Genomic DNA, 11,265 nt, shown 5'->3' with positions numbered 1-11,265 from the left:
CCTTCCTGCAGGAATAAGAAGCGGGGTGGCCGGCCTTGCGGCGGCCACCCCGTGGGGCTACTCAGTGAAGCGAGCTGCCCACCAAATAATGCTGTCGTCGACGGGAAGTTGCTCTACTTCGAGGGTCGTTGCGTGCACGCCGTAAGCATCACCGATCTTGCTCACAGGAATGTAATCGATGAACCACTGCTGCAGCTCGTCGTAGTGCGACTGGGCCTCTTCGAGCGTGGCTGAGTTGCGGAAAGTCTGCAAGAGCGCGTCAAGCTCGGGGCTTTCAGTGAAGCCTGCGAAATCATTACGCATGAAGACGAGCGAACCCGGATCGTTCTTCGGAGTGTTCGGAATCACGGTGAGGTCATACGCTGATGGGTCGTTGCGAATCTCGCTGAACGTGGGCCAGTCGTAGGTGTCGAGCGAGACGGTTGCGCCGATACTCTGGAGCTCTTCCTGAATGACTACAGCGGCGTTGTAAGCCTCTGAGTAGTCGCGGGTGACGATCATCTTAATCGTCTCGCCCTGGTAGCCGGCCTCTTCGAGAAGCTTCTTTGCTTTTTCTGGGTCGTTGGGGTTGTAACTGTCTGCGCCCACCGATGATTTCCACTGGCCCTCTTGGTCAGCCATCATCATGTGTGGTGTGAGTGCAAAGAACTCATCGTCGACCACTGCGGCTTTCATGATGCTTTCGCGGTCGAGGAGCGTGTCGACAGCTTGGCGGGCCTTGACATTACTGAAGAGGCCCTCTGCCTTGTTGTAGTACAGGTTGAGCAGCGTGCCAGGAGTCGAACCTGCTCGCAGAGCCGGGTCATCGAGAACATCGGCAGCGTTGTCGTAAGGAATTTCGGGCACAGCATCATATTCACCGGTCTGCAGGCCTAGGATTCGTGTTGAAGCGTCAGCCACAAACACGTACTTCAAGCCCGCAGTTTGCGCGGTCCTGTCACCCGAGAGCCCGTCGATGGGGCCTTCGGTCGGGCTGTAATCGTCAAACTTGTTCAAGACGAGCTTCTGATCGGGAACCCACTCGTCGAGCATGAACGGGCCGGTACCGATGACATCTTCAATGGCGTCGTCGCCGGCTGCTTCCACGACCTCGGAAGGGTAGATGCCGGCAAACTGCTCACGGCCGCTTGACAGTGCAATCGGCACCGTGAAGCTTGGCGCAGGAAGCGTGAGCGTTACCGTCAGGTCGTCGGTAGCGGCCCATTCTGCATCAGCGAAGGTGCTCTGTCCTGGGCCCGAGAGACGGTCCCAGCGTTCCATCGAAGCAACGACATCTTCGGCATCGAGTGCGCTGCCGTCATGGAATGTGACGCCTGAGCGAAGCGTGAACGTGTAGACGGTACCGTCGGCATTGGTCTCGTACGACTCGGCGAGCATCGGCACGACGTTCCGGTCGCCGTCAGTCGTGAGCAGTGTTTCGAGAATGTTGCGGGAAATCGAGGCGGTTGCCGTTGCCGTCGATACATGCGGGTCAAGGTTTGGGGGTTGAGCGTTCATGGCGATCGTCATGACACGCTCTTCAGCGTTTCCAGATTCACCGGCGCTGGGGGAACAAGCAGTGAGTGCGAGGGCTATGGCTCCGATCGAGATGAGCCCTATGGCGGGTTTCCGCATGGATGTACTCCTTTGTCGTGGTCTTCCGAACAGGAAACAACAGTTTGGGCCACCCTCATCGTTGACGGACGTTTGCTGATTCCCGGTCGTGTGGTGTAATCAAATCACACTGATGTATGCAAGAGCAAATTTTCTTTGATCAAGTTTGAATTATTGCGTTAACGGCCATATTTTATGCCATATTTTGAGGGGTATCGCTGAGCGCCTCTCTGGTGCTTTTTCATCAATCTTGTAGTGTTTATTACTGATATTTGTAGTGCTTGTTACTCAAAATCCGTCTGGCTTCAATAAAATACTTGGAGACGCGGTAATGTGCAGGCGAGGGGCCTGTGTCGCAGGCGCTACTGAGACGGAGGTGTGACGATGAAAGCTGAGGCAATGGTGCCCGCTGGTTCGTTGCTTGACAGGGTGCGGCAGCTTGACCCCAAGCCGCAATCAGCTGAGGGGCGTGTGATTGCCTATGTTTTGGCTGCCCCAGACCAGGCAATTATGGAATCTGCGATGCGTATTGGTCAAGAATCTGGGGTGAGCGACGCGAGCGTCATTCGCACGGCCAATAAGCTCGGCTATGCCGGTCTACGCGATATGAAACACGCGATTCGTGACTATTTGAGCAACGGAAAACCCGTCACGGAACAGCGAAGGTCGATCCGCTCCGTTCCTCCTGCCACGGTTACCAACGCAAGAATCGCGCAATCTGATGTTCACGAAGAATTGCGGAGGCAGATTCTTACGGGAGAACTTGCGAGTGGGGTCCGTGTCACCGAAGCGGAACTTGCCGATCGACTCGGCGTGAGCCGCACCCCGATACGCGAAGCGGTAAGACTTCTTGAGCAATCTCAGCTGATCGTTCGAGACCATCGGGGCATCACGGTCCCCGTGCAAACCGTCGATGAAATGATTGAGCAGTACGACGCTTACATTCTGCTCAACAGTGCTCTGGTGCGAAAAGCATGCACCAACCGTAAAGAGGGTGATCTCTTGGCGATGCGTCGGATTAACCAGGAGATGCGTGAACTCACTGGTGACGATCAGGTGATTGAGTTGCTGGCTGACGGCAACCGGAGGTTTCACGCGGCGACTTGGAAAGCCTCTGGTGACCGAACGCTTATTTCCCTCGTGCGGTTTTTGAGTGACCAGCTCGACCGTTGGAACGGGACAACACTTACCGCCCCAGGGCGCAGGGAAGAGTCGCTTCAGCAGCACGAAGACCTTACTGACGCGATAGACCGTCGTGAGGGAGATCTGGCGGTAGCGATTATTTCGTCACACCTGCATCGCGCCCGCCAGATCAGGCAAGAACTCTACGAGCTCTAGGCGCTCGCTGACTCGTAGAGGTTCCACGGCAGCGCCTTGAGCGAGCGCTGTGATGGAAGCCCGTCAGCGAGCAGGTACTCGCCCGTCGTGAGATCGACGATTGACGCGGTCACGGTCTGCCACTGCTTGGTGTCAGGGAGTGACAGGTCGGGTAGGGCACACACCGAGTTCGGTGCAAACGTTTCATTCGATAGGGCGTGCACAATGCTGGCGCGGGTTGTGTCGGTGTCAGCTGCGTTCTTTGCTGACTTCAGGCGCCCCTCGACCAGGGGGACTCGGTAGAGCGAGTCGACCGCCATGGGCATGTACGGGCCGGGCTGACCGGTGGGGATGTGCACCTCGTGGTGGTTTCCGTGTACGAGAACCCCATCGCTCGCGTACTTCCAGGCGGTGCGTTCGGCCGGAGTTGTCTCGAGGCTGATCGAGAAGCCCTCGCGGGTCGCGAGAAGGTAGTTTGCGCCGATCTGCTGGTCTGCTTTGAACACTCGATCCATGGCCTCGTTGAGCGAGGTTGACTGGAGCACCCGTCGGCGTACGAAGGGCTGCGGAACCCCGTACCCTTCGTAGCCGTATCGCCCGCCGAGTCCGTTGACCTGCATCGCGATGCCGGCTCCGTTGGCGCCGTGACGGCCTACCTGGCCTGCCTCGATCTGCATGATGATGTCGGGTTCATTCTCGCCGCGAACGCGAAGCATGATGATTGAGTCGATGGCGCCACAGAGGTAGTCCCAGTTTTGCCCAGCGTACGAGTGTCCGTCGCCCGCGGCCTCGGGTGACAGTGCGTAGGTGGTGCATTCGCCGCCCTGCAGGTCTGCGAAGCGCTTGTCGTAGATGATCTCTCCACGCGCGTTGATCGCCATCAGCTCGAGGAAGTCGAAACCTGAGCCCTCGGCGATTGCTCTGACCTCTTCGACAAGGTCAGGCGCGTATTCGGTAGCGGGCGCTACCCATGCCTCTGCTCGCGCACAGATCTCGGTCCACTCAAGGCCCGAAGCCTGTTTGAACGCACGCTGGTAGAAGTCAATTGAAGCTGCGATCTGTTGTTTGGCCTGCTTGCCGTACTGCAGGCCGCGTTCCCTGGGCGTGCCGCTGATATCAATGAGGGGCAGGGAAAATTGCTGAGAGTTGGTCAACGGTGACTCCTTCAAACTGAGTGAACTGCGGTATGTAATGAACGCTACCTAGTTCTGACGCAAAGCGTCTAAATGAGCCAGATAATGTGTAGTGTTCAGGTATACAGTAGCGCACTACATGAATGAACTTGCAAGTTTTCACCGTGAGAAGTTTGGCTTCAGCGCCTCAGCGTTGTGAGAAAGTGGGGGCCGAGTGCGGCAACTGTTTCGGTGTTGAGTGAGTAGTAGACGTATTTGCCCTGACGTTGCGTTCGCACGAGGCCTGCTTGCCGAAGGCGCCGCAAATGCCGAGAGATGAGGGGTGATGTCGTGCGCAGCTCTTCGGCAATATCAAGCGTTGTTGAGGGGCGTCTCAAAATCATGCGGCATATGCCGAGGCGAACGGGGTCTGCGAGGGTTTGAATACGCTCAAACACCTCAGCGACTCGAGGCGAACTGGGGGCATCAACGTCGTACTGGATGACGATCGGAAGGCCCGGGGCGAACTGAATGTGAAGGTGTGGTGAAACGAGTGCCGAGGGCACGATGATGAGTGGGCGCCCTGCGACCCGTACGGTGTCGTTGTAGACCTTGTCGACGATGGCCGTTTCGTCTGACGGGATGGTGATTTCGGGTATTCTTTCCGAGAGTGCCAGGAGCCCGACCGAGCTGAGCCTGCTTGAGAGGAGCTCCGCATGGCGTGCAAGGTTCGGTGCCGAGGCTTTCCAGACGGGCCCCATCCACGCTTTCCAAGCGGATTGGAGAAACTCAATGAGCTGCCACCGCACCGTTTCTGGCGAGAGAACCAGGTCGCGCGCGAGCTCAAGGCGACTCATTGAGATTCGTTCGACCCGTCTGAAGAACTGTGCTTGTTCCTGTGTGGAGTCTCTGATGGTACTGCTGACGGGCCGCCCTGCGTCTTCGGTGAGGCTGTCGGCGGCAAGAATGATAAACCGCTCGACGGGAAGTTGGGCCAAGAGGGTGAGTTGATCGGTGATCGTGGTTGCTTCGTGGGGGGTCTGGTCTAGCGGGAAGAGTAGGCGCGAGCGCAAGGGGCCATAGAGCGGGAGAAACCGGTTCAAGTGCTGTCGTAGCGTGCCGCCGTTGTCGGTTTGTTTCGCGTGACCAATGAGCGGCTCTGCAAGCGGGTGGTGATCTTGAAATGAGAGGGCGTGAAGGAGTGCCCCGAGCTCCGCGAGCGGATCGGGGCGAACGATGAGTTGGTCTGGTGTGACCCCTTCGAAATGCATCGTGATGGGCATTGGGAAATGGCCTCCTCATGATTATCGATTGTTCGGTAATCGTACCGCCTGCGCGCTCAGTGTGACGTAGCGTCGCACGTAAGGTTCGCGACCAAAGGGGGATCGCGAAGAAAGGATCCCGTGGACGTTTTTATTGAATCCCGAAATCTTTACCGTGAAGGCGCGACGACGTTTTTCGCATCGCGCATCGATCAGCGTTTCAGTTACTGCCTGTACGTTCCAGATCGGCTCCCTGGCGACCCTGACCGGTACCCTCTCGTCGTGATCCAGCACAGCACCGACCGTGACGCTGCCGAATATCGCAATGCCTTTGCGCAGTTTTGCGAAGACGCTCGCTGTATCTTGCTGGCGCCGCTGTTTCCTGCAGCGATTGGCGATCCCGATGACCTGCATAACTACAAATTTTTAGAGTACGAGGGCATTCGCTTTGACCTCATCTTGCTCGAGATGATTCGTGAGGTATCGCAGGTCTTTCCGGTTGACGGTGAGCGGTTCCTGCTCCATGGGTTTTCTGGCGGCGGCCACTTTGCCCACCGTTTTCTCTACCTTCATCCCGAGAAGCTTCTCGGGTGCTCGATTGGGGCGCCGGGGCGTATCACGATGCTTGACCCTTCGCAGGAGTGGTGGTTGGGCACCGCGGGGATGGCGGAGCGCTTCGGCATCGAGCCCGACCTGCAGAGCATTCGTGACGTGCCTATTCAATTAGTCATCGGTGGCGCTGATGTTGAGACTTGGGAGATTAACGACAGGAGTAGTCGGTACTGGAAGCCGGGCCTTGAGGGGCAGGGAATGACGCGGATCGAACGGATGCGTGCGTACCGAGAAAATCTACGGCAAAACGGTGTTTCGTGTCGTGCCGATGTGATTCCGGGCATTGGGCACGACGGGTTTCCCCTTATTCCCGCGGTTGAACGGTTTTTCCATGATGTGTTGAAGGGTGAGTTTCGGCCTGAGCCACGGCGGGCAGAGCCGCTCATCGCTGTTCGCGTGTAATCGCGAGCTGTTCACGAATAACTGGGAGTGGGCTTCGACTTCCTTGCGCTTCGGTCGGTACAGGAATTTAGCGGAGTTATTACGCAAAGTAGCCCATATCAGGTGGGAGTACGAGAGAGGCTTCGAGAATCCGTTGGCTCAGGTACTCCGAGTTTTCACGGAGCCCTCCTAAAGAAAGGAAGACGTGTTCCTGACCTTCGTTTTTCGCTGCGAGATACGCTGAGCCCCGGGCGACGGAAATACTTTGAGCAGCGAGGCGCAGGACAGTGTCTTCTTCTGAGCGGACGGGAATCCACAGGCAGAGACCCGCTGCTGAATGAATTTCTATGCCAGCGGTTGCAAAGCGCTGAATAAAGATGTTCCTCCTTGCTGCATACTCGTGGCGTGCCTGTTTAACAGTTGAAGCAACATGAGCGTCGGTGAGGGCAATTTCAAGTAGTTTTGCGTTTATTGCGCTCACCCATTCGCCTCCGCTGCGCCAGACCGAGATCCGTTCCATGATCATCGCGGGGCCGGTGATGGCGCTTACCCGAATATCGGGATGGATCTCTTTTGAAAATGCCGACATCAGGATGACATGTTCAGGGGCTAAAGAAGCCAGCCGTATGGGGGCCTCGGGAGCAAGGTTTCCGTGGTGATCTACTTCAATTGCTGTTGCATCGTAAGCCTTGAGAAGGTTGGCTATATGAGCAAGATTCTCTGTCGGGACAAGGAAGCCTGTGGGGTTTTGGACTCTTGTCTGCAACAGGAGTACACGAACCCCCGATTTTAGGGCAGATTCGATTTCCACGAGATCATAACCTGTGCGTGAAAAGGTAATTGGGGCGGGTGTCATTCCGGCTTGCTTGATGATGCTTTTGTAGAGCGCAAATTCTGGATTGCCGATGCCGATGGCCGCCCCGCGGTGGCCGAGCGCCTGCAATATACGGGGTAATGCGCCGATAATCTCGGTGTCCAGAAGCATGCGATCAGGCGTGTAACCGATGCGGGCGAGGACTGCTTCCCTGAGTGGTTCTGAAATTTGATCTTTGCCGGGATAGCCGTGAAACTTGCCCTCTTCAGCTACGCGAATGAGGAGAGGTTTGAGATCAACCTGAAGGTTTGGGTCTGGGTACCCAGGTGCTAGGTGGTGAATGAAAGCCGTTCGTGAAACTCCTTTGAGCCTGTAGGAAGTGGCTTCAACGGGCGCGGCGATAAAAGTTCCGCCCCGGCGTCTCGTTTCTATGATTCCCATTTGTACGAGACTCGACCAAGCCCGACTGATTGTCGAAGTTGAAAGGCCGAGGGCTTCGGTCATGTCATTGATGCGTGGTAGTCGAGTTCCTGGAGGCAATTTGCCGTTTCGTGCGAGCAGCATTACTGCATCGACGAGTGCATCAGCTTCGAAACGGAGCATGTGCTTCCGAATGATGTCAAGAACCGGCAAAGTATCATTCATAAGATAAATATATTCTATTCACACTTATTCTGCACTATCTTTGAATTCCAGATCCGAACCAATGACGAGGAGGAATCATGAATTCAAAAAGTGTAAAGATTGTCGGTGGCATGCTGGGAGTAGCGGTGGCTATTTCTCTTTCAGCTTGTGGCTCATCGCCTTCCGCAGATGCAGATGGTGCCGAAGCCCTACCTGTGGTCAATAAAGGTGACCTCACGGTCTGCATATCAAAGAACGCATACGAACCTTTGTATTGGAATGACTCGGGCGATTGGCAAGGCTTTGATCTGGACTCGATTCGGGCGATTGCTGATGAACTGGACTTGAAGGTCGAACTGAATGTCTCTGCGTTTGACGGTCTACTTCCCGCTCTTCTCTCTGGCAGGTGCGACGTGCTGCGGTCAGGACTTTATTTGAATGAAGAGCGAGCCGAGAAGACTGATGCTGTTCCGTACTTAACTACGGGGCCGGCGCTCATTGTTGAAGATGGAAATCCGCTAAACCTTACCTCTGCTGAAGATCTGTCAGGTGTGCGAGTCGCGGTGCAGGGTGCGTCGGCAAATGAACAGATACTGCGTTCGCTCAGCGAGGAGCTTGAAGCTGCTGGCAAACCAGGAATTGAGTTATCTGTGTATCCAGAATTGCCTGAGACTGTTGCGGCTCTTCAGAATGGTCGCGTTGACGCAACAATTGAAACAGACGTTGCTGCGGTACAAGCAGCAAAAACTCTTGGTGAAGGGTTCGAAGTAGCCGATACGATTTTTCCGGCTGAGACCAATTTCGGTATGTTCTTGCCCAAAAATAGTGAGTTGACGCCAACGATGATCGAGGCGGCGAAGAAACTTACCGATGACGGAACATTCGCAAGCTTTGCCGAGAAGTATGGTCTTTCACCTGATCGAATCGTTACCCCAGAATTGGTGACGAAACCATGACCTTTGATCCGCAGGTCTTCTTTGAAGCGCTCTTCTCGACGAGTTACCTCATTGGGGCGGTGACTGCGATTTCATTAGCGGTCATTGTTCAAGCTGTCGCGACAGTGCTTGGCTTTTTCCTAGCTCTCGGGAGGGACAGTAAGAACCGTGCAATTCGTCTGCTCAGTGCAGGGTATGTGTGGCTGTTCAGGGCAATTCCAGCACTACTCATTCTGATCCTGATCTGGAATGCATTGCCGCAAGTCCTCCCCGTTCTGAAACAAGGCTGGTTTACGCCATATCTAGGGGCTTTCTTTGGACTCACCCTGCTCGAAACCGCGCTTATGGCTGAGATTTTACGTTCAGCTCTCTCAGCGATCCCACCTGGGCAGATCGAGGCTGGAAAAGCGCTTGGTCTCAAACCCTGGAGCACGATTTGGCACATCCAAATTCCGCAGATGGTCCGGGTGGCGATTCCTCCTACAGGAAATCAGTTCATCAATATGGTCAAGATGACGAGTCTTGGATCGGTTATTTCCTTGCAAGAACTCCTATATACGGCTGCGCAAGATGTATCGCGAACCTTTAGCTTTGCCGAATACTATTCGGCCGCTGCGCTGTACTACCTCGTCTTGGTGTCTCTCTTCATGGTGGCTCAGAGCAGATTAGAGCGTAAATATTCATGGAAGAGCAGCCCAAAGCGTTTGAAGAAAGTGACTACTCGAACCGAATCTTTGGAGGTGTCAAATGTCTAGGGCTGGGCAGAAGCTGTTAGCAGCGCAGAATATCACTAAGACCTATCATGAAAAGCCGGCTGTCGATGATGTTTCCTTTGAAACAACGGAGGGAGAAGTTACCGCGATCTTGGGCCCCTCAGGGTCTGGAAAATCTACTTTCCTGCGAAGCCTGGCTTTGCTTGAACCGATCGACAGCGGTCGTATCTATTTTGAGGGTGAACTTGTCGGGCAGCGTGAGCGACGAGGCAATGTGGTACCTGCAAGCGAGCGACAACTGGCTGAAGACCGGTCGACTGTGGGCATGGTGTTTCAAAATTTTAATTTGTTCCCACATATGTCAGTCGAGCAAAACATTCAGCTTGCGTTAGGGGTTCACCGGCGTGGGACTAAAGCGGAAAACCGAGAAGTCTCACGAGCCATGTTGGAAAGGGTTGGCCTTGGCGGCTTTGCAACCAAGTTTCCGGGTGAGCTCTCTGGAGGGCAGCAACAGCGAGTTGCAATTGCTCGTGCCCTGGTTCTTAAGCCAAAAATAATGTTATTCGATGAGCCCACGTCGGCGCTTGACCCTGAACTCGTTCGTGAAGTTTTAAACGTTATGGAAGATCTGGCTGCTGAAGGCATGACCATGATCGTGGTCACTCATGAAGTGGGTTTTGCTCGTAACGTTGCGAATCGAGTGTTGCTCTTCGACGCGGGCCGCGTTCACGAAGACGCGACGCCGCAACACTTTTTCTCTGAAGCGGCGTCCAGCCGGACTCACGCATTCTTACAACACGTTTTGTAGCCAAGAACTCACTCATAGGCCGATGGCCTGATTCGAGTGTGCACAAAAAGAAAGGAAAACCCATGACAAGCGGAGACTTTTATGGTCCTGCAGAAAACTACTTTCACAAGCTGCTCGGCCCAGAGGCTGAGCCGGTGTTCAGTGAAGTAGATGAGCTTGAAGCGAACTGGGGGCATCGGTGGGGGCGAGCGGATGAAACCAGCAAGTTGCGGATGGCCATTGTGCGTAAGCCAAATATTGGAATGGCCGACATTCGTGAGGACTGCTGGAGCGAAGAAGCTCAAGCGCTCGTTGACCCTGAACGTAACTGGTATTACAAGCGACAGACTCCACCTGATATGGAGAAAGTGTATGACGAGCATAACCAGCTCGTGGAAGCTCTGAAAGCTGAAGGCGTCAATGTTGTATTTGCGCCGGATTTGCCTTCAACATTTACGAAGTCAGTCTATACGCGAGACCCTATTATTACTGTTCCAGGCGGTGCAATTATCACTCGTTTGGCGCCTCGTATGCGTAGAGGAGAAGAAGCCAGCATGACGCAGGCTGTAGCAGCGCTCGGCATGCCGATTCTTGGAACTATTACGGGTTCAGGTCTGGTCGAGGGCGGGTCGTTCCACATGCTGAGAAAGGATCTTGCTGCTTACGGTACCTCTATTCGCTGTAACGAAGAAGGTGCTGATCAGCTGGAACGCTTGTTGATGCCGCTAGGAATTGAGCTTATTCGTGTCCCACTTCCCGGATATACCATTCACACTGACGGACAGTTCATGGTGCTGGACGAGAAAACAGTGATGGCAAACCCTCATCGCCTGCCGTATGAGTACCTCGCGAAGCTTGAGCAGCATGGGTTCGAGATTATTCATCCCCATGTTGACGAGCAGAACTCGTGTAATTCACTCATGGTGGAACCTGGGCGCCTCATCATGGCTTCGATTTACCCGAATACGGCGGCAATGTTGCGTAACCGAGGGTTCGAAGTGACGCTCATCGATTACGAAGAAATCATTAACAATGGCGGCAATATTCATTGCTCGACTACTGAACTCATTCGTGATTGGAACTAGCTCGCGGCTGAGCTAGGGAAGTTTAAGGAG

10 protein-coding genes are annotated in these 11,265 nt (G+C 54.7%); 6 read left to right on the top strand and 4 right to left on the bottom strand.

Going from position 1 to position 11,265, the window contains the following annotated elements; translation table 11 throughout:
- Positions 1-57: 57 nt before the first annotated feature.
- Positions 58-1,614: an ABC transporter substrate-binding protein gene (locus tag JSO19_RS05530; protein WP_270910289.1), complete on the bottom strand. Its 1,557-nt coding sequence runs from the start codon at positions 1,612-1,614 to the stop codon at positions 58-60.
- A 363-nt stretch (positions 1,615-1,977) separates the two neighbouring features.
- Between JSO19_RS05530 and JSO19_RS05525 the strand changes: the two genes are divergently transcribed.
- Complete coding sequence (locus JSO19_RS05525) at positions 1,978-2,931, top strand: FCD domain-containing protein (protein ID WP_270910288.1); 954 nt, start codon at positions 1,978-1,980, stop codon at positions 2,929-2,931.
- Here the strand turns inward: JSO19_RS05525 and JSO19_RS05520 are convergent.
- Both JSO19_RS05520 and JSO19_RS05515 read right to left on the bottom strand, forming a co-directional pair.
- Complete coding sequence (locus tag JSO19_RS05520; RefSeq protein WP_270910287.1) at positions 2,928-4,064, bottom strand: C45 family autoproteolytic acyltransferase/hydolase; 1,137 nt, start codon at positions 4,062-4,064, stop codon at positions 2,928-2,930. The two genes, JSO19_RS05525 and JSO19_RS05520, sit on opposite strands and share 4 nt — an antisense overlap.
- Before the next feature lie 158 nt (positions 4,065-4,222).
- Positions 4,223-5,305: an ArsR/SmtB family transcription factor gene (locus tag JSO19_RS05515; protein ID WP_270910285.1), complete on the bottom strand. Its 1,083-nt coding sequence runs from the start codon at positions 5,303-5,305 to the stop codon at positions 4,223-4,225.
- A 261-nt stretch (positions 5,306-5,566) separates the two neighbouring features.
- On the opposite strand from JSO19_RS05515, the gene JSO19_RS05510 reads away from it, so the two are divergent.
- Positions 5,567-6,298: an alpha/beta fold hydrolase gene (locus tag JSO19_RS05510; protein WP_270910284.1), complete on the top strand. Its 732-nt coding sequence runs from the start codon at positions 5,567-5,569 to the stop codon at positions 6,296-6,298.
- 79 nt (positions 6,299-6,377) lie between these two features.
- On the opposite strand, the gene JSO19_RS05505 is transcribed toward JSO19_RS05510, so the two are convergent.
- The gene (locus tag JSO19_RS05505; RefSeq protein ID WP_270910283.1) at positions 6,378-7,736 is read right to left on the bottom strand and encodes an aminotransferase class I/II-fold pyridoxal phosphate-dependent enzyme; all 1,359 of its coding nucleotides are present in this window, start codon (positions 7,734-7,736) and stop codon (positions 6,378-6,380) included.
- A gap of 77 nt (positions 7,737-7,813) precedes the next feature.
- On the opposite strand from JSO19_RS05505, the gene JSO19_RS05500 reads away from it, so the two are divergent.
- The 4 genes from JSO19_RS05500 to JSO19_RS05485 all read left to right on the top strand — a co-directional run bounded on the left by JSO19_RS05500 (position 7,814) and on the right by JSO19_RS05485 (position 11,235).
- On the top strand, positions 7,814-8,671 hold the full coding sequence (locus JSO19_RS05500) for a transporter substrate-binding domain-containing protein (protein ID WP_270910282.1): 858 nt from the start codon (positions 7,814-7,816) through the stop codon (positions 8,669-8,671).
- Positions 8,668-9,405: an amino acid ABC transporter permease gene (locus JSO19_RS05495; protein WP_270910280.1), complete on the top strand. Its 738-nt coding sequence runs from the start codon at positions 8,668-8,670 to the stop codon at positions 9,403-9,405. Before JSO19_RS05500 ends, JSO19_RS05495 begins: the two co-directional genes overlap by 4 nt.
- Positions 9,398-10,171, top strand: a complete 774-nt coding sequence (locus JSO19_RS05490; RefSeq protein WP_270910279.1) for an amino acid ABC transporter ATP-binding protein — start codon at positions 9,398-9,400, stop codon at positions 10,169-10,171. The genes JSO19_RS05495 and JSO19_RS05490 overlap by 8 nt, the downstream gene beginning before the upstream one ends.
- A 62-nt stretch (positions 10,172-10,233) precedes the next feature.
- The gene (locus JSO19_RS05485; protein ID WP_270910278.1) at positions 10,234-11,235 is read left to right on the top strand and encodes a dimethylarginine dimethylaminohydrolase family protein; all 1,002 of its coding nucleotides are present in this window, start codon (positions 10,234-10,236) and stop codon (positions 11,233-11,235) included.
- The last annotated feature ends 30 nt before the right edge of the window (positions 11,236-11,265 follow it).

It is taken from the genome of Leucobacter sp. UCMA 4100, from assembly GCF_027853335.1.
Taxonomy (GTDB): Bacteria; Actinomycetota; Actinomycetes; order Actinomycetales; family Microbacteriaceae; genus Leucobacter_A.
The sequence above is the reverse complement of the archived record's forward strand: the minus strand, read 5'-3'. Positions and strand labels throughout refer to the sequence as shown.